Genomic DNA, 24585 nt, shown 5'->3' with positions numbered 1-24585 from the left:
ATTAGCGACTACCACCTACTTTTTAGCATGAATTTTGTCCATTACACCTGATTTTTAAAAATAGATAATAAAAAAGCGACCCTTAAAGGATCGCTTTTTTATATTAGTAGCAAACAGTATCACATAATTTATTTGTGATTTACTGAGCTTGGTAAGATACCTTTACACCCAATACAAAACCATCGTTACTTTCGAAATCACTAACGATCGTTTTACTTGGGATTTGACCTTCGGCATCACCGAACCATAAGTATTTACCACCAGCAGATATCGCCCAGTTCTCGGTCACATTATATTTCGCACCAAGACCAGCGCTATAATAGCCTTCGATAGGACCTAACGAAGTGACTGGGTTACCTGCACCGCTATCCCAACCGATATTACCAGAAACTGCTAATGCTGGCGTTAAGCGTTTGGCTAAGCCAAGCTCTACTTGCCATTGATCGTCATCATAGCTAACTAACGCTAACCCCTTATCATCCTGAGTCGAAACCTTGCTAACGTCATTATATAGTGATGGTACGATAGCAAAATCACTCCATGGTACCCAGCGTACTTTTGCAGTTGCTAGGGTTGTAGGGTTGATGCCAGTTTGGAAATCAAGATTTACTGACTCTGGTGTATTAATCTCGATGTCGGCATATCTAGTGGTTGGTAAGGCTAAACCAGCTGTAGCTCCGGCAGCTGTAGCAATAGGGAAAACTTCGAAAGCTTTTGCATCATGTTTAATCTCAGAACGGTATGTTAAAGCAGCTTTTAGAGCAATCTCAGGCTTGCTATAAGAAATACCTGCAATGTAGCCATAGTCTGTATCTGGGCTAATATGTGCTGTATAACCGGTCGCTGGACCATAAGCGCTACCACGAAGTCTCACATCAGCTTTAACACGCTGAGCTACAGGACCACCATAGACCTGAAACTCTTTATTCGAACCAAACTTCGCACCCAAAATACCTGTAATACTTTCACTACGCACCTCAACCTTAGTTCCTTCAGTATTGGCAAGGCGTCCATCAGCAAAATCTTCTAACTGTTCAAGTTGATTCAATTGTGCTTGACCCGCTGCTAATTGTGTCTCACCAGCAGCAATACCTGCTAAACCAGCATTTATCTGTGGACGCAAGACAGGTTCAAGCGCTGGATTTTGGCTAACAGCGGCTTGGGCTTGTCTAACCTGTTCTCTAGCTTGATTCAAACGAGATTCAGAAGCACTAATTTGTCCTTGCGCTCCTTCCACTAGATCTCTTAAACCTTGAACATCTGTAACACCTCTGTCGCCCAAACGTGATGCAATAATATTATTGACCGCATCAGTAGGAGCACCGACAAAATTATTATCACCACTATAATCAGCTGCAGCGCCAAAAGGCTCATCATATAAAATACCAACGCTAAACGTATCATTAACGTCTGTTTTTACGCCATAACGGAAAAAGTCATAAGACTCTGCGATATCATCAATTTTATTACCTGACGTATCTTTGCCTGTAACATCAGCATCGATATAGGTATAGACAGCTTCGGCATAAGTGCCATCTTGTAAGAATGCGGTGATGTCTTGGCCTGAACGATCAAGACCAGCAGCGTTAGCAACGCTAATAACAGAAAGGGTAGCAACCGCTACTGTAAGAGTTTTTAAGTGAAAATTTGCCCGCATTGTATATCTCCAAACATCCGCATTGTTTTACTGCCGTACTTAATTTTCTTAAGTAAGCAGCATCCGAGATGGAAGATAGTAAAGATTTTTAAACACTAAAACAACTGCCAAAACACATTATTTCTATATTCTGACCAGAAAGTCACCAAAAAGTATCTTCATCTAAAAGTACAAATATAGCGATTATTTAATACTGTTGATGTCACTCTTTTTGATCTCTTAATAATGTGGCGGTCTGTCCGCCATCACATCAAATGGCGCAATACCATTCTCTGGGTCTTGATTTTCTATTTGTTTGTAAATCAGTTGTAGCTGACGCTGTAATGTCTGAATATCTTTATCTTGACGTGCAATCACCTCATCAAGTCTCTCTACTGTCATCTCAAGATGCGCTAGATTCATTTGAAGATCAATCACATGATTTTGCAAATTCTCTTGTACGCTCAGCTCGTCGTCTTTGTCATTGGATTGATTCATATTTTTCTCTAAAGTATTATAATTGAAAGAAAGTTGTTGCAAACAACGTAGTTGCAACAGCTAGATAGTGTCATCGAGTTTATGATACGGCTTACCGCAGAGATTTTATTAACCCATGTCATAAATAGTACGGATAAAACGATTTACTCGCACTACAGTTGCATGGTGGCATGTTATACTGCTGGCAATTTTGCAACAACCCCACCTCTCTATTATATAAGCTTAAGATACTCTATGGCACTGATTCATTTAAAAGACATTCACTTAGCCTTTGGCGTCGCGCCTGTTCTGGATGGTATTGATTTTTCTATCAATTCAGGCGAGCGCGTGTGCTTAATTGGTCGTAACGGCGAAGGTAAATCTACCTTATTTAAGCTAATCAATGGCTCACTCCAGCCTGACAGTGGCGAGATTATTACCAATAGTAGTATGCGTGTCGCCATGCTAGAGCAAGACGTTCCTGAAACCAGTGGTCGTATATTAGACATCGTCATGGGTGGGAGTCGCCACACTGCTGACTTACTAATCAACTATAACAAACAAGTTGATTTGTGTGCCAATGGTGATATGGATGCCTGTGAGCATATGGCAACGCTACAGCATGATATTGACGCCGTACACGGCTGGGATTTAGAACGTGATGCTATGCGTCTGATCACGACCATGGGACTCGATCCAGAAGATGACTTGTCATCACTCTCTGGTGGTCGTAAGCGCCGCGTATTACTTGCTCGTGCATTAGTTACTAAGCCTGATGTGCTGCTACTTGATGAGCCAACCAACCATTTGGACGTTGAAAGTATCGAATGGCTAGAGCGCTTTTTGCTCGACTGGCAAGGTCTGACATTGCTATTTGTTACCCATGATAGAGCATTTGTGAATAAGCTATCGACTCGCATTATTGAGCTTGACCGTGGCCAACTGACCAGCTATGACGTGACCCAAGGTGAAGGGGGTTACGCCCGCTATCAAGAGCTAAAAGAGCTACAATTACAGGCTGAAGAAAAAAACAACGCCAATTTTGATAAAAAACTGGCGCAAGAAGAAGTGTGGATTCGCCAAGGTATCAAAGCTCGCCGTACCCGCAATGAGGGCCGCGTCCGTGAACTAAAAGCATTGCGTGAAGAGCGCCGCGAACGCCGCGAGCAAGTGGGCAATGTCAATATCACGATGGGTCAAGGCGAAAAAAGCGGCAAGCTCGTTTGTAAAGTCAAAAACCTGCACCTTGAATATGAGGGTAATGTACTGGTTGACAACTTTACGACCACTATCATGCGCGGCGACAAAATCGGTATTGTCGGCCCTAACGGTGCTGGTAAAACCACCCTTATCAAAGCCCTACTCGACATGTCCGACGATGAAGTCACTAAAACGGGTAGTGTTGAACTGGGCACCAATCTAAAAATCGCGTTTTTTGACCAGCTACGTGATCAGCTAGATCTTGAAGCTAGCGTGGCACAAAACGTCTCAGAAGGCTCTGACTTTGTTGACGTTGGTGGCCGCAAAACGCACATCATGAGCTATTTGCAAGACTTCTTGTTTGCCCCGGAGCGTGCGCGTACGCCTGTCAAAGCATTGTCAGGTGGTGAGCGTAACCGTGTATTGCTGGCCAAGCAGTTATTGAAACCTGCTAATATTTTGGTGCTCGATGAGCCAACCAACGATTTGGATATGGCCACCCTTGAGCTATTAGAAGAGTCGGTCAGCAGCTTTAACGGTACCATCTTGCTGATCAGTCATGACCGCTCATTTATGGACAATGTGGTCACCTCCACCTGGGTATTTGACACGGATGAAAATGGCAATGGCATCGTCAAAGAGTATGTCGGCGGCTACCAAGAGTATTTGGTGCAAAAAACCCGAGAAGAGGCAGCACGTGCCGCAAAAGCACCTGCCAATAATGCGGTCAGCAAAAAAGCGGCAAACAAATCTGGCGCAGATACCAAGCCTAAAAAAGCAGCCAAAAAGCTGAATTATAATGAGCAGCGTGAATTGGATAACTTACCAAAAGAAATCGCCGCACTCGAAACCGAGCAAGCTCAGTTGCAAGAAAAATTGGCTGATGGCTCTTGGTTCAATAGTGACTTTGATGCAGCTACCGCTGCAAGTGAGCGATTATTAACGATTGAAGATGAAATGATGACCAAGCTTGAGCGCTGGAGCGAACTTGACGTCTAATTATCAGCCATCTACTGACTGACCTCATTTCCCTACAACATAAAATAGCCCATTGCGATTTTTGATAACCAGATGACGATATCACCACCTTATTATAAGAGTGGTGATATTCGTTTTATGACGTTTTATCCAGTAGTGAGATGGTGAAAGTTAGTGAACATTTTCGTAATTTCAAGTATCATTTGCTATTGCTGAAAAATCCTTATTACTTATAAGGTCATCATGTTTATTATCCCTTTCAAAGCAAACTGTCGTTAAGCATTGATATTCAAGCCGTTTTGGTTTAATTGTCACATTCAACCTTCTAATATGTCCTATTGAGGTTGTTTTATTTTTAACGCAATAATTTATTTTATCACCGAAATAGCTTAGAATAGCAACAATTAGCAAAATTAGGCACAGCTAAAGTGGCTTGATATTGTATATTTTCTAAGCCACAAACCCAGTGTGGGATAATCCCATTTCATTCACCTGGAGGAAGTATTAATGAGCCAAGCCGAAGGCGTTAATGTACAACGCCGTAGAGTTCTTATTGCCTCAACTGCCGCGATTGGTGCAGCTGGGGTAGCTGCCGTGGCGACACCTTTTGTCCGTTCTTGGTATCCAAGCGCTAAAGCTGAGGCTGCAGGGGCTGCAGTGACACAAGACATTGGTTCTATCGAAGATGGACAAATGATCGTCGTCAAATACCGTGGTAAACCTATTTATGTGGTTAAGCGTACCGAAGACATGGTTGCAGGACTAGAGTCAGTCAAACCATTACTGTCTGATCCTGACTCTACTGCATCAGTACAACCTGAATACTGTACCAATCCTACTCGCTCTCTCGAACCAACCGTATTGGTTGTCGAAGGCGTTTGTACACATTTAGGCTGTGCACCAAACTACCGTCCTGATGTTGGCGCAGCTGACTTGGGCGGCAATGACTGGTATGGCGGGTTTTTCTGTCCGTGCCACGGGTCAAAATATGACTTAGCAGGTCGCGTCTTTAGTGGCGTTCCTGCACCGCTGAATCTACCCATCCCAGAATATGGTATGGATGGTACCATCTTGACGGTTGGGGAGGCTTAATATGAGTATGGGTAAAAAGTTAATGCATTGGGTGGACGCGCGCTTTCCTGCGACCGAAACCTATGAATACCATATGTCAAAGTACTACGCACCAAAAAACTTTAACTTTTGGTACTTCTTTGGTGTGCTATCAATGATTGTATTGGTCAACCAGTTGGTGACCGGTATTTGGCTGACGATGATGTACAACCCTAGTGCCGAGGGCGCATTTGCGTCTGTAGAATACATCATGCGTGATGTCAAAGGCGGTTGGCTCATCCGCTATATGCACTCAACCGGCGCATCTGCGTTTTTCGTCGTTGTATACCTACATATGTTCCGCGCCTTGCTATATGGTTCATACCAAAAACCTCGTGAGCTTATTTGGCTCATCGGTATGGGTATTTATCTGGCATTGATGGCAGAAGGTTTCTTTGGTTACCTACTACCGTGGGGCAACATGTCATTCTGGGGTGCTCAGGTTATTTTGAACCTTCCTGCCGCACTACCAGTGATTGGCGATGGTCTTGCTGAGTGGGTACGTGGTGACTATATCATCTCTGGTATCACGCTAAACCGTTTCTTTGCTCTACACGTTGTCGCTATTCCATTGGTCCTTGTGGGCTTGGTCTTCATGCACATTGTCGCATTGCACCATGTAGGTTCTAACAACCCTGATGGTATCGATATTAAGAAGCTAAAAGACAAAAACGGTGTGCCATTAGACGGTATTGAGTTCCATCCGTACTACACTGTGCATGATATGGTTGGTATCGTAGTCTTCTTTATCTGTTTCTTTGCAGTGGTATTCTTCTTCCCAGAAGGCGGCGGCTTCTTCCTTGAGCCACCAAACTTTGAGACGGCCAACTCCCTGAAAACACCAGCACATATTGCCCCAGTATGGTACTACACGCCCTTCTATGCCATTTTGCGTGCGGTTCCAGATAAGCTTGGTGGTGTTATCGCCATGGGTGCTGCTATTGCTGTATTATTCTTAATACCTTGGCTTGATAGATCACCTGTACGCTCTATGCGTTATAAAGGTATTTTATCTAAGATTGCACTTACTATCTTTGCCATTAGCTTTATCGTATTGGGCTACTTAGGTGCAACGCCTGCAACACCAACAGCTACTATCATGGCTCGCGTGTTTACTATTCTATATTTCTTGTTCTTCTTATTGATGCCGTTCTACACTGCCATTGAGAAGTGTAAACAGCCACCAGAACGCGTTACCGGAGGTCACTGATGAGCACGCTAATTAAATCCCTAGCTGGTCTAGGCTTAGGCGCGGCATTGACCTTGACTGCTGGTACGGCACTGGCAGCTGGTGGTCACGGATGTGGTACATTCGTGAACGCTGAAGGTGTTGAAGAGCATTTAGCTTGTAGTACTGCCCCTATTGATTTTACCAATAAGGGCTCATTACAAAACGGTGCGAAAACTTTTATGAACTACTGTGCGGGTTGTCACTCAGCCAAGTATGTTCGTCACTCTCGCATTGCTAAAGACTTAGAGATACCGCCAGAGCTGGTCGAGAAGTACTTGATGGTCACGACCGACCAAATTGGTGACCATATCGACGCTGAGATTGACCCTGAAGTACAGGCATCATGGTTTGGCGCAGCGCCTCCAGATTTATCATTGGAGACGAGACTGCGTGGTGATGACTGGGTATATACTTACCTACTCTCGTTTTATGAAGATCCAAGCCGTCCTTGGGGCGCTAATAACTTAGTGCTACAAAATGCAGCAATGCCTCATGTATTACATAATATGCAAGAGCAGTTGAGTGCCGAAGAGTTTCAAAGCGAGGTTGGTGACTTAGTTAACTTTATGGCATGGATGGCAGAGCCAGCACGTCATGACCGTCAAGTGATTGGTTTCTTTGTTATTTTATTCTTGTTGGTACTACTCATCCCAGTTTACTTGTTGAACAAAGAATTCTGGAAAGATGTCAAATAAGTAATAATTAGCAGACAGTTCTGATAATTAAAAAAGGCACTACTTTGGTAGTGCCTTTTTTTGTGCTTTGACATTAAGCTGAAATACCAGATAAGCCGGAAAATAAGCCACTCAGCGCTAATGTTTACGTACACTACCTTGATAAACGTTGCGAGTTTGTTTACGATGACAACCTTCACTCTTAACATTAGGCTTTCATGATTGATGCGAATGACATTCCAAGTAGTCAGCTAATTCTATACGCTGATGACGGCTACGACAGTCATGTGGTACGCCTATTACTTGAAGAAAAAAAGCTTGCTTACTATTTGTCTCGTCTGCATTCTGAGCGCCCTGAAGATTTGACTGAGCTAAATCCCTATCACACCTTGCCTGTATTGCAGCAGCGCGAAATTGCCCTTTACGAGATCAACGTCATTTTTGAGTATCTTGAAGAGCGCTATCATACCAATAAATTGCTTCCTGAAACGCCGCAAGAGCGCGCCCAGTTCCGCCAGTTAGCTTGGCGCATTCAGCGTGATTGGTTGGTGCTTGGCAAGCGGCTGCTAACGCATCCAGATAGTTTTAATAAAGCACAGGCGACTGTTGCCAAAAAGCAGCTTAGCGACTCACTCATCACCCTATCACCGCTGTTCGCTCACAAGCCTTATTTTATGGCTGATGAGTTTGGTTGGTGTGATGTATTACTAGCGCCTCTACTATGGCGATTGGATGAAATGGGGATTGAGCTACCACGTGCGATTAGCCGTCCGCTATTTGAATATCAGACGAGAGTTTTTGAGCGTGATAGCTTTCAAAAAAGTGTGCGCTAATTAGACAAGCTCAAAGCGCTGGCTTAGAATAAGTAATAAGACAGCAGCCAATACGCCTGTATTGCCTGACAAATAGCGGCACATATTTAATTATTAAAAATCATTATTATAGGAAATCATTAGATGAGCGAAATTACCTCTATTACACCTACCCGCCCTTATATGGTACGCGCATTGTATCAATGGATAGAAGACAACGCTCTGACGCCTTATCTGATGGTAGATGCTACTGCTGACAATGTACAAGTGCCAACCGAGCACATCCAAGATGGTCGCATTGTCTTAAACATTGCTAGCCGTGCGACGGGCAATATGAGTATGGAAAATGACTACATACATTTTAGCGCACGCTTTGGCGGCGTCTCACAAGAGATTTGGGTTCCACTTACAGCAGTCATGGGCATCTATGCTAAAGAAAATTCACAAGGGATGTTTTTTGATCCAAAAGAATATGATAACTATGTACCAGAAGACGACGTATCGATTGCTAGCAAAAAACCTGCTACCGCACCTAAACCGAAGCGTGATAACAAAGCAGGGTTGAAAGTGCTGAAGTAATCAGCCATTCAAACTGATTATTTTTCACATAATAAAAAGCCAGTCATATTTGATATAACTGACTTTTTTATTGGCTGCTCAAAGACTTGAGACTTTATCTTTAACTAGGTTCTCGGCAAGGTCACACCACGCTGGCCTTGGTATTTGCCGCCGCGGTCTTTGTAACTGGTTTCGCACACATCATCCGCATCACTTTGGAAAAACAGCATTTGCGCCACGCCTTCACCAGCATAAATACGGGCAGGCAGATTGGTGGTGTTACTGAACTCAAGTGTCACATGACCTTCCCATTCAGGCTCTAATGGCGTAACGTTGACGATAATACCGCAGCGTGCATACGTTGATTTGCCAAGGCAAATAGTCAATACATCACGCGGAATACGGAAGTATTCCATCGTACGCGCGAGAGCAAATGAGTTTGGTGGGATAATACACTCATCACCCACAATATCGATAAAACTTTTATCATCGAAGTTTTTAGGATCGACAACGACCGAATGTACATTGGTAAAGACTTTAAACTCTGGCGCACAGCGTACATCATAACCGTAGCTTGAGGTGCCGTAGCTCACCAAGCGCTCACCTGCATCATTGAAACGCACTTGACCTGGCTCATATGGCTCGATCATGCCATGCTCTTCGGCCATTTTACGAATCCAGCGGTCGGACTTAATAGACATTGTTGTTCCTTAGCAAATTTTTAATAGCAACGATTATACGGAATTGATGACTGAATTTACAGGGTAGTCATCACTTTAAAAGTGGCGGCATTATAAAAACGAGCCTTTGCATAAATGCCTTACCCAATCACACTTTTGACCTTCAAAAAATCCGCTTATCATCGCTAGGTTTGGCAAATTTATTGATATTTTTTTCGATGTTTTTGGCAATGCTCAAATAGTAAGTCGCAAATTCATCATCAGCCAAAACGCTTGGCTCACCTTTATCTACTTGGGCGCGAATGCCGCTGGCGAGTGGTAGTTGTCCTAATAGTGGCACTTGATACTGCTCAGCGATAATCTCACCGCCGCCCGTTCCAAAGATGGCTTCGGTATGGTTGCAATTACTGCACGTATGTAGCGCCATATTTTCAACCACACCAAGCACAGGAATACTGGTTTTGTTAAACATCTCAACCCCTTTTTGCGCATCGAGCAAGGCAACGTGCTGCGGAGTTGTGACAATCACAGCGCCCGTGACTGGGATGCGCTGAGCCAAGGTTAGCTGTATGTCGCCTGTACCTGGGGGCATATCAATCACCAAATAATCGAGCTGTGGCCAGTTGGTTTGGTTGTATAATTGCATGAGCGCCCCTGTGGCTTTAGGCCCACGCCATGCCACTGGGGTATTGTCTCCATCAAGCAAACTACCAATAGAGAGCATCGCAAGACCATGAGCATCCACTGGGACAAATTGCTCGTTTTCTAATTGCGGCTTCACATCGGCAACACCTAGCATTGTCGGCATACTAGGCCCATATATATCCGCATCAAGCACGCCCACGCGGTTACCCAGCTTTTGTAATGCCAGTGCGATGTTCACAGTCGTCGTTGATTTGCCAACGCCGCCCTTACCTGATGCCACAACAATAATATGGCGGATACGAGGATGCGCAGCCAATGAGGCTTGCGTAGGTGCAGCTTTGGTGATGGGCGGCTCAGCATTGGCATTATCTGTACTGCTCGCACTATTGGTTTGACTTTTAGGCGCTGTCTCCATCGCATTTGTCGTTTTGGGCATCTGCTTTGGTAAGCTTGCGCCTGCCCCTTTTGCTGGCGCAGGTAGGCGAACATTCATGTGAATTGTCGTAATACCATGCGGCTGTAGCAATTGACCAAGCTCCTGCTGGATAGCCTCAGGGCTGCTATCTTGTGGCAGACGTAAATCTAAGGTCAGCGCCTCACCATTACGCTCGAGACCTGTCACCATGGTCGCAATGCTGACTGTACCGATCTCATACCCAAGCAATACTTTATCAACGGCGCTATCACGTTCTGCTTGCTGTTGAGGCGTTTCTGTTTTTGTGGTTTTTTTCTTCATAAAATTAAACATAGCTTTCGTTATTGCCTATACAAGTGAGTGGGTTTGGCCCATCAGTCAACTCGTACCACCGCACATCTAACAAACGATAATAACCGTGAATACTTTCGCCAAACCTTTTACCGTGACAGTGTAGCTCAATTATGGGCATAAAAAAACCACAACGCCAGTAAGCCTGATGTTGTGGTGGAATGTGATCACATGATACCTCGCGATGTTTGTCATCATACTGCCGTGTTCAGTTCATAAACCAGCCATGACTGGCGACAATGGACTGACCTGTAAAAACATTGGTCGGAAATGCGGCCAAAAACAGGGCCAGCTGAGCAATATCGCTAACGGTCGTGAACTCTTTGTCAACCGTGTTGACCAGCATGATGTCGCTGACCACTTCTTCTTCGCTGATGCCTTTCTCACGTGCTTGCTCAGGGATTTGTTTTTCGACCAGTGGCGTTTTGACAAACCCCGGGCAAATCACATGCGCGCGCACATTATGCTCCGCGCCTTCTTTGGCAAGTACGCGGCACAGACCAAGCAGTCCATGTTTTGCAGTGACATAAGGCGCTTTATACAGTGAGGCTTCATGAGAATGTACCGAGCCCATGTAGATGACGGTGCCGCCGTTGCTACCCGCTTGGTACATGTGTTTGAGCGCTGCTTTGGTGGTCAAAAACGCCCCATCCAAATGAATCGCCAGCATCTTGCGCCATGCACTGATATCCATTTTGTCAATCGGATCGATGATTTGGATGCCCGCATTAGAGACCAAAATATCAATACTGCCAAAGGTATCGACCAACGCTTGCACACCCTCGTTGACCGCCTGCTCATCAGTCACATCCATCACAATCGCAAGCGCGCGTCCGCCATCTGCTTCAATGGCATTAACCGTTTGTTGTGCCGCCTCGCTATCGATATCTGCAATACCAACTGCGGCGCCTGCTTTTGCATAAGTTTCAGCGATGTCACGACCGATACCACTTGCAGAACCAGTGACCAATGCCACTTTACCTGTCAAATCTTGTTGTAGCGCTGTTGCCATAATAGTGTCCTATGCTCAGCCCTACTAAGGATAATCTTAGCGCTGGGCAATAATGGTTTATATCAAAAGTCTCACTCAGTTGCTATCTGTTAGCGCTTGGCGAGACTGTTAACAGTACGGGATTTACTGTGCAATCGTGACTGGCGTTTGCGCTTGCAACTCGTCAAAGCTGACACCATCAGCAAGCTCAACCAATTTCAAACCACTATCAGTGACATCTAGTACCGCAAGCTCGGTGATGATACGATCAACCACGCCCTTACCCGTCAATGGCAGCTCACAATTGGCAAGGATTTTGGGCTGGCCATGTTTATTAACCTGCTCCATCAATACGATCACGCGCTGCACACCAGCGACCAAATCCATCGCGCCGCCCATACCTTTGACCATTTTTTTGGGTATCATCCAGTTGGCCAAATCGCCGTGTTCAGACACTTCCATTGCGCCCAAAATCGCAAGATTGACATGACCGCCGCGAATCATCGAAAACGACTCTGAGCTGCTAAAATAGCTCGATCCTGCCTGCGCGGTTACGGTCTGCTTGCCTGCATTGATGAGATCGGCATCAACGGCGTCTTCGGTTGGAAACTCACCAATACCGAGTAGCCCATTTTCTGACTGTAGCCAAACATCCATACCCTCTGGGATATAGTTGGCGACCAAGGTGGGCAAGCCGATGCCCAGATTGACATAATAGCCATCTTGTAGCTCTTGTGCGGCGCGCTGCGCCATTTGTTCTCTTGTCCATGCCATGAGATTGTCCTTACTCTTTTTTTATATTTTGTTTTAAATGCCCGTGCGGACATAGATTACCTGCACAGGTGTTATGACTTTATTTTTTTATCGCACTGCTATCAGCCCTTGCTTGCCGCTTTGGTCGTCACCTTTTCGATACGCTTTTCAGGGCTTGCGTTGAGCACCACACGCTGCACAAAAATGCCTGATAAATGCACGTCATCAGGGTCAATCTCACCAATCTCGACGATCTCTTCCACTTCTGCGATGGTGATCTTACCTGCCATGGCACAATCAGGGTTAAAGTTGCGCGCGGTCTTGTTAAAAATCAGGTTGCCTGCTTTATCTGCTTTTTGGGCTTTTACCAGCGCCACGTCAGCACGTAGTGAGCGCTCAAGCAAATAAGTACGCCCATCAAAGTCACGAGTTTCTTTGCCCTCAGCGATTTGTGTGCCCACACCTGTCGCGGTATAAAACGCTGGAATCCCTGCCCCGCCTGCGCGCAACTTTTCAGCGAGCGTGCCTTGCGGGGTTAGCTCCACCTCCAACTCGCCTGCCAAGTATTGGCGTTCAAACTCTTTGTTTTCGCCCACGTATGATGAGATCATTTTTTTGATTTGGCGCGTTTGTAATAGTAGCCCTAGGCCAAAGTCATCCACACCTGCGTTATTGCTGATACACGTCAGTTCGTTGACGCCGCTATCACGTAAGGCGGTGATCAAGGCTTCTGGAATACCGCAAAGGCCAAAACCGCCAATGGCGAGCATTTGCCCATCACTAACAACACCATTTAGGGCGTCTTCGGCGCTGCTGTATACTTTTGATTGACTCATATTTATCTCCTATGATTATTGTTTGTACTTTTTAATCCCTGTATTCATCGATACGGTATTGAATATATCAAGTATCTCTGTGCTCATGTTTGACTGGTACTACTCGCAATTGTTGTCTTGTTGTTTTTTTCAGTTTGTTCCACTTATCTTTTATTCCGCTTATCTATAGGCGTTATGCCACAAGCCAAAACACGCTCATGATGATGGCGCCAGATACCGCCAGCACGATCAAGCAATACCCCATAATCGCCCGTGCATCTAAGCCTGCAATACCCAGTAATGGCAGTGCCCAAAACGGCTGAATCATATTGGTCCACGCGTCACCCCATGCGATCGCCATGGCGGTAATGGCGGGATTAACCCCCAGCTCAATACCAGCAGGAATCATCACAGGGCCTTGTACCGCAAACTGTCCGCCCCCTGATGGCACAAAGACATTGACCAAACCAGCACTTAAAAAGGCAAAAATAGGAAAGCTGTCTGCGGAGGCAGAATTGACAAAAAATTCGGTAACTTGGGTGCTAATAGAAATGCCATTGGCATTGGCACCCGTCATAATGCCCATGATACTGCCGTAAAATGGGAACAGTAAGACGATGCCTGTGATGCCGCCAATGCCTGAATGGACAGCGCGGTAGTAGCGCTCTAGCGTGCCGTGCGACAGCAAACCGATAAATAGAAACAGCCCAATGACGATGTTTAGCCCCAGATTGATACCGTTGTTGCCAAACTCGCTGATGTAATACATCAATGCCAGCGCTAGCAATATCACCGCGATGATGCGACTATCATCCAGCTTCTGCGCGGGTGTTTCTCTGGGCGGCGCGACATAGATCTCTTCTTCGATCAGCTTTGGATCAATCACGGTAGGATGTTTGGGATGCATAAAGCGGTTGAGCAGCGGCAGGATGACAATGAGTAGCCCCACCATCAATAAGTTATAGCCTGCAAATACGGTCTGCGACAATGGCACCGCCTCACTCATGGTATTACCAGACAGTGTCAGCAGTGTGTCACCGCCTGAGCTGAGTGTCAGTGGTATCGAGCCTGAAAAGCCGCCATGCCAAATAACAAAGCCCGAATAAGCCGCAGCGACCAATAATGGATAGTCGACATTGGCCACTTTTTTGGCCAAGGATTTGGCAAAGATCGCGCCAATAATCAGACCAAAGCCCCAGTTTATCCATGAGCCGACCAGACCGACCAAGGTTGAGACGATAATGGCGGTCGTAGGCGAATGCACGTGACTGGCTAAGTTGTCTAGCAGTCGCTGAATGAATGGCGCACTGGCAAACGCGTAGCCTGTGACCAAAATCAGCGCCATTTGCATGGCAAAGCTATGTAGCGACCACAGGCCATTGCCCCAGTGTCCTGCCATCGCAATCATATCTTGGCCAGTAATCACTAAGCCAACGACAAATGCAATGAGGGTCAACACAATAGAAAAGACGAATGGCGATGGCAGGTAACGGTTGACCAGCTGCACGCTCGCATTGGTGATGGCACTAAACATATTCACATTCCCTGTAAATCTGATGCTTGTGATGAGGTGAATCATTCATTGTTATAGTCAGTGCTTGCTATCACTAGAGTGGCGTTTAGCCAATACCGTTGCTAGCAAGCACCATACTTGATATATCTATTTATAATAATACATATTATATCGATATATCATATTTAAAACACTTATGCTAACTTAACATATTATTTTTGCAGCGACCAGTTGCTTAATGATTAGAAAATAACATCTACGTGATGTTAGCAGCCAAGTGCTTATTATTATTCAATAATTTCTCGATAGAGATAATGAACAAGTACAACCTATTCGCTGTTTTTATGTTGCCAAGGAGGGCTATATGTTCAGCACATTTGCGATTGTTATCACCTTATTATTACTCATGTTTTTTGCTTATCGCGGTTATTCGGTACTCATTCTTGCTCCCATCATGGCGACACTTGCCGTTTTACTCTCAGGCGATTTTTTAAACACGATTCCCGCTTATACTGATATCTTTATGGGTGCCTTGAGTGGATTCTTACTTAAGTTCTTTCCTATATTTTTACTCGGGGCATTGTTTGGGCGTTTAATGGCGGATTCTGGTGCGGCAACCGCGATTGCCAGTACCGTCGTCGAAAAGCTCGGTGCCAGCAAAGCCATTCTCGCGGTGATCTTGGTCTGCGGAATTTTGACTTACGGCGGGGTATCACTGTTTGTGGTGGCTTTTGCCATTTATCCTATTGCCAAAGATTTATTTAAAGCTGCCGATATTCCAAAACGTTTGATTCCTGCTGCCATTGCCCTAGGATCATTTACCTTTACCATGACCGCACTGCCTGGCACGCCAGCCATTCAAAACGCCATTCCCATCCCTTACTACAATACCAATGTCTTTGCTGCGCCTATTTTGGGGATTATCGGCGGTATGATTATGTTTATTGGTGGCTGGATGTGGTTGCAATCACGCGCCAAAAAAGCCAATAACGCTGGCGAAGGCTATGGTCAACATGATGACGAAGATGTAGGCGGCATTGGCGATAATGCTAAAGAAGCTGACGTATTAAGCACGCATCAGACTTCCTTTACCGTTGCCATGATTCCGCTCGTCTTGGTCATCGGATTGAACGCCTTATTCACTTATGCCATCTTTCCATCTATCGATTTTAGTAGCCTACAAATTCAGTTTCCCGATTTAAATATAGATGGATCGCTCGGGTTATGGTCCATTATCATCTCGTTAGTCGTGGCTTGTGTGGTGTTAATCTTGCTACACATTGGACACTGGAACAACCTACAAAAAACCATTAACCGTGGTACTTATGACTCGATGCTGCCAATCTTCAATACCGCATCAGAAGTGGGTTATGGCGCCGTTATCGCATCATTAGCAGGGTTCCTAGTAATTCGTGACAGCATTCTAAACCTCACCCCTGATAACCCGCTGATCTCAGAAGCGGTGGCTATGACGACGCTTGCTGGTATCACAGGCTCATCATCTGGCGGTTTGAGTATTGCACTATCGACATTGGGCGAAGACTATCTACGTATGGCGCTTGCGGCGGGTATCGACCCTGAGCTCATGCACCGTGTGGCTGTCATGGCAGCAGGCGGTCTCGATACGCTACCGCACAGTGGCGCAGTCATCACCCTATTTGCCATCTGCGGCCTGACTCACAAACAGTCATACTTAAACTTGGCAATGGTGACCATGGTCATTCCTTTAATTGCGGTCATTGCGGTCATTATTTTGGGCACACTGTTCGGTTCACTCTAAAACGGTTTGGCGGCCTCTAAAACAGACACGCCATATATCCTTATCGCCTACGGATACCAAAGCCAATAACCTAACAAAAACCTCACTTTGCGGCAGCCGTAGTGGGTTTTTTTAATGGTCATATCACCATCAGATGCAGTGCAGACCTACTGCTTGCCATCACTGTCTAACGACTCCATAGGAAGTAATTACTAAGGAATATCACAAAATTATCTGAATTACGGTATCATAGGCACACTTTTTTGATTTTTCTTATTTTTGGAAATTTTTGATCTTGATAATATCGTGTTTAATAGCCATAAATGGTCAAAAACATTTGATAACCAACCCGTTTATATAAAAATATAGGTGATGAAAGTGCGTGAGATTCTAGTAACCAGTGCGCTGCCCTACGCCAATGGCCATATCCATTTGGGGCATCTTGTAGAATATATTCAGACAGACATTTGGGTACGTGCGATGAAAGCGCAAGGCCATCAAGTCACCTATGTCTGCGCGGATGATGCACACGGTACGGCAATCATGCTCAAGGCAGAAGCCAACGGCGTAACACCAGAGGCGCAAATTGCTTCAGTGAAAGCGTCGCACGAAGCAGATTTCAGTAAATTTTTGATTGATTTTGATAATTACCACTCCACGCATTCTGAAGAAAACAAGCAATTCTCTGAGCTGATTTATCGTCGCCTTAATGATGCTGGCCATATCAGTACAAAAGATGTTGAGCAACTTTTTGATCCAGAAAAGCAGTTGTTTCTAGCAGATCGTTTTGTCAAAGGAACTTGCCCAGAGTGTGATTCACCAGACCAGTACGGCGATAACTGTGAAGTTTGTGGCACCACTTATGATGCGACAGATCTGAAAGATCCGCACTCAACGTTGTCTGATGCAACGCCTGTGCTTAAAACGTCTAAGCATTATTTCTTTGATTTGCCTGAGTTTGAGCAGTTCTTAAAAGACTGGACACGCAGTGACAGTCGTCTACAAACATCAGTCGCTAATAAACTACAAGAATGGTTTGATGCTGGACTTGCCAGCTGGGATATCTCACGTGATGCGCCCTACTTCGGCTTTCAAATTCCAGATACGCCAAGTGATGAGCCGGACAAATACTTTTATGTCTGGCTCGATGCGCCAGTCGGCTACATGGCAAGCTTTAAAAACCTATGTGATAAACGCGTAGGTACTGAAAACGCGCTGGATTTTGACCGTTACTGGATGCAAGAAAACGAGCACAAAACTGAAGTTTATCACTTCATCGGTAAAGACATCGTTTATTTCCATGCGCTGTTTTGGCCAGCCATGCTTGCGGGTAGTGAGTTCCGTACACCAACGGGCGTTTTTGCTCATGGTTTCTTGATGGTCAATGGCGAAAAAATGAGTAAGTCACGCGGCACCTTTATTAAAGCCGAAACTTACGCTGAGCACTTGCATCCTGAGTACCTGCGTTATTACTTTGCCAGTAAGCTGTCTGACAAAGTCGAGGATATCAACCTTGACTTAGAAGACTTTATGCAAAAGGTCAACTCTGACTTGGTCGGCAAAGTGGTCAATATCGCCAGCCGTAGCGCAGGCTTTTTGGTCAAAAAATACGACGGTATACTGTCTGACACCTGCGCTGAACCGCGCCTATTAGAAGACATTACCAAAACGGGCGATGAGATTGCTGCTGCTTACGAAAATCGTGAATTTTCACGCGCTATGCGCCTCATCATGCAGTGCGCGGATAAAGCGAACGAATATATCGATGCCAAAAAGCCATGGTCACTGGCGAAACAAGAAGGTACTGAGCAAGAAGTTCAAGACGTCTGCTCGGTCGCGATCAACATCTTCCGTCAATTGATGGTCTATCTGGCACCCGTATTGCCTGAGATGACGGACAATGCCAAAGCGTTCTTGAACTTGGATGATTTGAGCTTTGCCAGCCGTAGCCAGTGGCTACTTGGTCATCAAATCAACAAGTTCAAACCATTGATGCAGCGCATTGAAGAGAAAAACGTACAAGCGATGGTCGACGCATCAAAGGCCTCTTTGGAAGCCACACCGACTGCGGACAATGCTAACGATAAAGAGAAAGCAGCTGCCAAAAATACTGATGCAGCGGATGCCGACTATATTGGTATCGAAGACTTTGCTAAGGTTGAGATGAAAGTCGCTAAAGTGCTTGAGTGCAATCACGTAGAAGGCGCAGACAAATTACTACAATTCACCCTAGATGTGGGCGAAGATAAGCCACGCAACGTGTTTAGCGGTATTCGTAAGTTCTATGAGCCTGAGCAACTGACGGGTAAGAAAGTCATTTGCGTGACCAACCTTGCCCCGCGTAAAATGAAATTTGGCGTATCAGAAGGCATGGTATTGTCAACAGGCAATCCAAAAACTCAGCTAACGGTCGTTACGCTACCTGATAACTGTGTCATTGGTGATGTGCTCGCATAGGAACATTAATAAGTAACGTTAACTTAAGTAATGATGTAAGTAACAACTAAAGAAAGAAAAAAAACGGTCTAAATAGACCGTTTTTTTTCTGGGTGACTTAAAAGATTAAATCTCGCTGTTATCTACTCAAAACATCAATAATTTCCAACGTATTATTAATCACTGTTACAATCTTATTCTCTGGCGTACGAATACGTACGTAACGGTCATCATAACGGTCTAAAATAACAGAACGATCATAATCCCTTCTGTCAATCTTACCAACTACTCTATAACCGTATTTATCAAGGTCACGCTTGAATGAGGCGTTAGGACTAGCATTGCGATACGCATTAATATTCGGGCGGGCATTACCATTATTTTGATAATTGTTATGGTTGTAATCTTTACTAATGTGAGCAGAGTTGCCTTTGCCATGACCGTGCCCATTACCATGATTGTCTTTTGCCATAGCAGGCAGGCAAATCAATGAGCTTGCCGTAATGCCAGCGATGGTTAATAACTTTAAATTAGCCGTATTCATAATGTTATCCTTAAAATATGCGTTTGAATAATAGTAATGAGATATTTGAGTGCGTTGTATATTCAACACGTCAACATAGTAATGATATGGATTTTGGACGTACTCTACTTCTCATATAAAAAATTTTTATATAAACATTAGCTTACGTTAATTATGAATTGGGTTCGTAATAGATGCGTTGCTAGCTTGTACGCTTTTTGCCTGTCTGTGTATTGGATAAAAAAAGGCGTTAAGGGGTGTGTTTTTGTGGTCAAACGCTCACGTCCACGCTTATGGCAATGCTCAAAAAAATATTTAAGATAATGCCCGTTATTCTTACTAAATACACCTATGACGAATGCGCCTTAATTTTTTATTGCGATAACTTACATTGCTGTCATAATATGAACATAATAATCGACGGAACGATTACTTTATTTAATGGTTAGCCTGCTATTTTGGCATCAACATAGTATTGACTCGGCTAATCTGCATTCTCCAATATCTTTTTTAAAACCAAAGAGAACCAAACAGATCATTTGAGCATTGCTATTAGTAGGCTTGATCAATCTGGCAGTACTCACTTGGTTTTTATAATTGATATAACCTATGAGTTATCCTAATAATGATTATTGCTTCTACTCTACGCTTAAGCCTATATGGCGTTGCTCTTAGTGCCATTAGCACACTTGGCCTGATAGGCTGCTCGAACTCCTCTACTGACACCCCAGCAACCACTGAAAATAGTGCTGCGGTAGATGCAGAAAAACCTGCCAAATCCATTGCGATTACCCAGATCGTTGAGCACCCATCATTGGATGACATGCGCCGCGGCATCATCGATGAGCTGGCAGACAATGGGTATGTTGAGGGCCAAAACCTAACGGTCAACTTCCAAAGTGCACAGGGCAATACCGCGACAGCAGGACAGATTGCTAAGCAGTTTGCAGGAGACAATCCGGACGCCATCGTTGCTATCTCGACACCATCGGCCCAGTCGATTGTCGCTGCGACCACCACGATTCCTATTATCTATACGGCTGTGTCAGATCCATTAGGTGCCAAGCTCATCACTGAAGATGGCAAGCCCTTTCAAAGCAATTTGACAGGATTATCGAGTCAGCTACCTCTAGAGCCGCAGTTAGACTTATTGCAGCAAATAAAACCTGATATGAAAACGATCGGCTACGTTTACAGCCCAGGCGAAGCCAACTCAGTGTCATTGCGTGATAGTCTAAAGCAAGCCCTGCCAGCACGAGGTCTGACGTTGTTAGACATCCCTGCCAATCGTCCAACCGATATCGGCATGGCAACGCGTAGCTTGCAAGGACGCGCAGATATCATCTATACCTCATTTGACAATAATGTTGCTTCTGCTTTTGAAGCCATGACCCAAGCGGCGAATGAATTAAAATTACCCATTGTCGCGTCTGATGAGTTCAGTGTGAAGCGCGGCGCGGCGGCGGCACTTGGTGTCAATGATTATGACTTTGGCCGTACCACAGGCAAGATGGTGTACCGCGTATTGAATGGCGAAGCCATCAACACGATTGAACCTCAAATCATGAACGACCTAACCCTATATATCAGTCCTAAGCATGCCGAGACGCAAGGCGTCACCTTGCCAGCAGAACTGCTAAAAAATGGCATCAATGTCGACGAACAAGCAAAAAGCACTGATAAATAAGACCGACAAACAGCTCTAATAGCCATCTATGTAGATGACTCTTTTTACCCTTTTACCCATCTATTAAATAATGTACGGACACATTATTACTTTTTAGGAGTGAGACCCATGTTGTATCAAAACCGCTTTAAGTTTGGCAAAGCACTACTACTCGGTAGCGTATGCACTGCTATCTTGACTGGTTGTAATCAGTCGCCTACAGATGATCCAGATACAATCGATGGCGCGGCGGGCGGTGAAGCCGCGGCAGTCATGAAAACAGTTGCCATCACGGCAATCGTTGAGCATCCAGCACTTGATGATGTACGCAAAGGCGTGATCGATGAGTTAAACGAAGCAGGATTCAAAGATGGTGAAAACCTAACGGTCAACTTCCAAAGCGCACAAGGTAACACTGCGACAGCCGGTCAGATTGCCAAACAGTTCGTCGCTGATGATCCAGATGTGATCGTGGCGATTGCTACCCCATCTGCACAGTCTGTGGCCGCCTCAACGAGTAGCATTCCACTGGTATTCTCTGCCGTGACTGATCCAGTCGCTGCCAAGCTAGTGCCAAGTTTGGACGGCTCTGGCACCAACGTAACAGGAGCCTCAGATGCCCTACCATATGAGCCGCAAATTGAATTGATGCGCCAAGTCATTCCTGAACTAAAAAATGTCGGTTATGTCTATAGTCCAGGTGAAGTCAACTCAACGGTTATTCTAAAAAACCTCAAAGAAAAACTGACCCCTCAAGGCATTAACGTGCTTGAAGCACCTGCACAGCGCAGTAATGACATCGCAATGGCAGCACGCAGCCTAGAAGGTAAGGTCGATATGATCTACACCTCAACAGACAATAACGTGGTCTCAGCTTACGAGTCACTCTATCAAATCGCCAAAGAAAGCAAGATTCCACTGATCGCCTCAGATACCAGCTCAGTTGAGCGCGGTGCTGTTGCCGCTTTGGGCGTCAACTACTACGAGCTTGGTCGTGAAACGGGTAAGATCGTTGTGCGTATCTTGAACGGTGAAAAAGCAGGTGCTATTCCTGTTTATACCCCACAAGCGCTTGATTTGCACGTCAGCCCAAAACATGCTGAAGAAGAAGGCATTGCTTTGTCACAAGCAGTTATCGATAAAGCAAAAGAAGTGGTAGAATAACGCACCTTTTTATTTGGCTTACCATAGCAGCCATGAGCAAAATCATAGTATGAATCAGTGATTGCGCTTTTGTGCTGTCATGCTAAATGTTTGACAAGAAACCCAGCTATGAGTCAGTAGGCTGGGCTTCTTGTTTCAGCAGAACCCATTTAAATAGCTTGTTTCATATATTGCTGTAGTTAGCTTATCTGCTATTTGTTAAGTAAAATACATTTTTGCTGCATTAAATATTGCCATGGCTCGAACTATAGCTTTAAACCAAGGTAACTTATGATCGTTGTTAATCGTGACCTGTTTTGGTTTACCCTAACCGCAGATTGCTTAATCTGTTAAATTCACCGCTTAGCTGTTTAGCATGTAGAAGGTTTTGGCGCTTGCCACTCACCTATCTTGGTTCCATACGCTAGACACTGAGTTATGACTTACTGATCTCTTATGTCTTTAATTGCTTTTTTTGGTGCGCTTGAAAGTGGTCTGATCTATGGCCTCGTCGCACTCGGTGTGCTGATCTCATTTCGTACACTCGACTTCCCTGACTTGACAGCGGACGGTAGCTTTCCGTTAGGTGGCGCGGTCACTGGTATCTCTATCGTTGCTGGGATTAATCCTTGGCTCGCTTGTGCTTTTGGTATGCTAGCAGGCTCAATCGCCGGTATCGTTACTGCATGGCTGCACGTCAAACTTGGCATCCTACAATTGCTTGCCAGTATCTTGGTGATGGTTGCCCTATATTCTGTCAACCTACGCATCATGGGCGCCCCAAACCTACCGCTACTTGGTGAAACGACGGTATTTAGTACCTTAGTGACTAATGGCAATGGTTATTGGATGCGCTGTCTGATTATCGGGGTCGTCGTGGCGATTGCTATGATATTTTTAAACTGGTTTTATAGTACCGAAACTGGTTTATCAATGCGTGCTACGGGCTCAAACTTGAGAATGGCACAGGCGCAAGGTATCAATACCTCATGGATGACCATTATCGGTATGGCGATCTCTAACGGTTTGATTGCCTTGGCAGGTGCGCTATTTGTCCAGACCCAAGGCGGCGCTGATATTTCTATCGGTATCGGCACCATCGTCATCGGTCTAGCAGCAGTCATCATTGGTGAGACCATCATTCCTGCCAAGCGTATTTGGTTAATTACCTTTGCGGTTGTGGTCGGTGCAGTATTGTACAAGCTGTTTATTCAGGTCGCACTATCGAGCGATACGCTGCGTAGTATCGGCTTTGGTCCGCAAGATTTGAACTTAATTACCGCGTTACTCGTGGTACTGGCTTTGGTCTTACCAAAAGCGAAAACGAAGTTTTTATCACGCAAAGTTCGCGCCTAATGACAGTTTAAGCAAGTACCAACAGCACTTGCTTTGCCCGAAGAGATAATAAGGAATAACGATTATGATGCAAGCCACCGATTTACAGTTGACCTTTAATCCAGGCACACCTATCGAAAACCCTGCCCTACGTGGTATTAGTTTGAATATCGCTGATGGTGAGTTCGTCACTGTTATTGGTACCAATGGTGCAGGTAAATCGACTTTTTTGAACGCAGTAAGCGGTACCACGCGCGTCGATAGTGGTTCAATCTTGCTAAATGGCATTGATGTCACCAAAAAATCTGCGCATCAGCGCGCGCATTGGGTCGCTCGCGTCTTTCAGGATCCGATGGCAGGTACTTGTGAAGCGCTGACCATTGAAGAAAACATGGCCTTGGCCTATAAACGCGGCGGCAAGCGTGGTCTAAAATTTGCCCTCAACCAAAGCAACCGTGACTTGTTCCGTGAAAAACTGTCTGTGTTAAAACTGGGACTAGAAAATCGCCTGACAGACCGTATGGGTCTACTCTCTGGTGGTCAACGTCAAGCCGTGAGCCTGCTGATGGCATCGCTACAGCCCTCTAAGATTTTGTTGCTCGATGAGCATACTGCTGCCCTTGATCCAAAAACTGCCGCCTTTGTTTTAGAATTGACAGATAAAATTGTCACAGACAATAAGCTCACCACCATGATGGTGACCCACTCTATGCAACAAGCATTGGCACATGGTACGCGCACCGTGATGCTGCACCAAGGGCAAGTGGTCTTGGACGTGTCTGGAGACATTCGTAAAGGCATGACCGTACACGATTTGTTAGATATGTTCGAGCAAACACGCGGCGAAAAGGTCGAAGACGATAGCTTGATTTTAAGCTAATATT

Annotated in this window: 21 protein-coding genes; 12 read left to right on the top strand and 9 right to left on the bottom strand. The window is 45.1% G+C overall.

Annotation, left to right across the window (positions count from 1 at the left end):
- Positions 1-139: 139 nt before the first annotated feature.
- Positions 140-1657: an OmpP1/FadL family transporter gene (locus tag L0G63_RS06310; protein WP_301449872.1), complete on the bottom strand. Its 1518-nt coding sequence runs from the start codon at positions 1655-1657 to the stop codon at positions 140-142.
- A gap of 219 nt (positions 1658-1876) precedes the next feature.
- Positions 1877-2134, bottom strand: coding sequence for a SlyX family protein (locus L0G63_RS06305; RefSeq protein WP_301449871.1), 258 nt, complete (start codon positions 2132-2134; stop codon positions 1877-1879).
- Between the two features lie 234 nt (positions 2135-2368).
- Between L0G63_RS06305 and L0G63_RS06300 the strand changes: the two genes are divergently transcribed.
- From L0G63_RS06300 to L0G63_RS06275, 6 genes are all read left to right on the top strand, one after another.
- Positions 2369-4312, top strand: a complete 1944-nt coding sequence (locus L0G63_RS06300) for an ATP-binding cassette domain-containing protein (protein ID WP_301449870.1) — start codon at positions 2369-2371, stop codon at positions 4310-4312.
- Positions 4313-4798: 486 nt separating this feature from the next.
- Positions 4799-5383, top strand: a complete 585-nt coding sequence (gene petA, locus L0G63_RS06295) for a ubiquinol-cytochrome c reductase iron-sulfur subunit (protein WP_301449869.1) — start codon at positions 4799-4801, stop codon at positions 5381-5383.
- Positions 5384-5405: 22 nt separating this feature from the next.
- A complete protein-coding gene (locus tag L0G63_RS06290) occupies positions 5406-6611 on the top strand; it encodes a cytochrome bc complex cytochrome b subunit (RefSeq protein ID WP_208855372.1) in 1206 nt (401 codons plus the stop codon).
- Complete coding sequence (locus L0G63_RS06285; protein WP_301449868.1) at positions 6611-7327, top strand: cytochrome c1; 717 nt, start codon at positions 6611-6613, stop codon at positions 7325-7327. The genes L0G63_RS06290 and L0G63_RS06285 overlap by 1 nt, the downstream gene beginning before the upstream one ends.
- Before the next feature lie 197 nt (positions 7328-7524).
- Positions 7525-8139: a glutathione S-transferase N-terminal domain-containing protein gene (locus L0G63_RS06280; RefSeq protein ID WP_301449867.1), complete on the top strand. Its 615-nt coding sequence runs from the start codon at positions 7525-7527 to the stop codon at positions 8137-8139.
- Positions 8140-8262: 123 nt separating this feature from the next.
- Entirely contained in the window at positions 8263-8697 is a 435-nt protein-coding gene (locus tag L0G63_RS06275) for a ClpXP protease specificity-enhancing factor (RefSeq protein WP_301449866.1), read from the top strand.
- A gap of 104 nt (positions 8698-8801) precedes the next feature.
- Here L0G63_RS06275 and dcd read toward each other — a convergent pair whose 3' ends face one another.
- The 6 genes from dcd to L0G63_RS06245 form a co-directional block, all read right to left on the bottom strand.
- On the bottom strand, positions 8802-9377 hold the full coding sequence (gene dcd / locus L0G63_RS06270) for a dCTP deaminase (RefSeq protein WP_058024138.1): 576 nt from the start codon (positions 9375-9377) through the stop codon (positions 8802-8804).
- A 142-nt stretch (positions 9378-9519) separates the two neighbouring features.
- A complete protein-coding gene (gene apbC / locus L0G63_RS06265; protein WP_301449865.1) occupies positions 9520-10749 on the bottom strand; it encodes an iron-sulfur cluster carrier protein ApbC in 1230 nt (409 codons plus the stop codon).
- A 226-nt stretch (positions 10750-10975) separates the two neighbouring features.
- A complete protein-coding gene (locus L0G63_RS06260; RefSeq protein ID WP_301449864.1) occupies positions 10976-11779 on the bottom strand; it encodes a 3-hydroxybutyrate dehydrogenase in 804 nt (267 codons plus the stop codon).
- A gap of 123 nt (positions 11780-11902) precedes the next feature.
- Positions 11903-12532, bottom strand: a complete 630-nt coding sequence (locus tag L0G63_RS06255) for a 3-oxoacid CoA-transferase subunit B (RefSeq protein ID WP_301449863.1) — start codon at positions 12530-12532, stop codon at positions 11903-11905.
- 101 nt (positions 12533-12633) lie between these two features.
- Entirely contained in the window at positions 12634-13347 is a 714-nt protein-coding gene (locus L0G63_RS06250) for a CoA transferase subunit A (protein ID WP_301449862.1), read from the bottom strand.
- Between the two features lie 172 nt (positions 13348-13519).
- On the bottom strand, positions 13520-14860 hold the full coding sequence (locus tag L0G63_RS06245) for a short-chain fatty acid transporter (RefSeq protein ID WP_301449861.1): 1341 nt from the start codon (positions 14858-14860) through the stop codon (positions 13520-13522).
- Positions 14861-15203: 343 nt separating this feature from the next.
- On the opposite strand from L0G63_RS06245, the gene L0G63_RS06240 reads away from it, so the two are divergent.
- A complete protein-coding gene (locus L0G63_RS06240; RefSeq protein ID WP_301449860.1) occupies positions 15204-16619 on the top strand; it encodes a GntP family permease in 1416 nt (471 codons plus the stop codon).
- Positions 16620-16970: 351 nt separating this feature from the next.
- Positions 16971-19055 (top strand): methionine--tRNA ligase, encoded by a 2085-nt coding sequence (gene metG, locus L0G63_RS06235; protein WP_301449859.1) that lies wholly within the window; start codon positions 16971-16973, stop codon positions 19053-19055.
- 118 nt (positions 19056-19173) lie between these two features.
- Here metG and L0G63_RS06230 read toward each other — a convergent pair whose 3' ends face one another.
- Positions 19174-19578, bottom strand: coding sequence for a hypothetical protein (locus L0G63_RS06230; RefSeq protein ID WP_301449858.1), 405 nt, complete (start codon positions 19576-19578; stop codon positions 19174-19176).
- Between the two features lie 604 nt (positions 19579-20182).
- On the opposite strand from L0G63_RS06230, the gene L0G63_RS06225 reads away from it, so the two are divergent.
- The 4 genes from L0G63_RS06225 to L0G63_RS06210 all read left to right on the top strand — a co-directional run bounded on the left by L0G63_RS06225 (position 20183) and on the right by L0G63_RS06210 (position 24581).
- On the top strand, positions 20183-21244 hold the full coding sequence (locus tag L0G63_RS06225) for an ABC transporter substrate-binding protein (RefSeq protein ID WP_301449857.1): 1062 nt from the start codon (positions 20183-20185) through the stop codon (positions 21242-21244).
- Positions 21245-21352: 108 nt separating this feature from the next.
- A complete protein-coding gene (locus L0G63_RS06220; protein WP_301449856.1) occupies positions 21353-22387 on the top strand; it encodes an ABC transporter substrate-binding protein in 1035 nt (344 codons plus the stop codon).
- 435 nt (positions 22388-22822) lie between these two features.
- Complete coding sequence (locus tag L0G63_RS06215) at positions 22823-23722, top strand: ABC transporter permease (protein ID WP_301449855.1); 900 nt, start codon at positions 22823-22825, stop codon at positions 23720-23722.
- Positions 23723-23786: 64 nt separating this feature from the next.
- Entirely contained in the window at positions 23787-24581 is a 795-nt protein-coding gene (locus L0G63_RS06210; RefSeq protein ID WP_075107056.1) for an ABC transporter ATP-binding protein, read from the top strand.
- Positions 24582-24585: the final 4 nt, after the last annotated feature.

The organism is Psychrobacter sp. (genome assembly GCF_030454045.1).
Lineage (GTDB): Bacteria > Pseudomonadota > Gammaproteobacteria > Pseudomonadales > Moraxellaceae > Psychrobacter.
The sequence above is the reverse complement of the archived record's forward strand: the minus strand, read 5'-3'. Positions and strand labels throughout refer to the sequence as shown.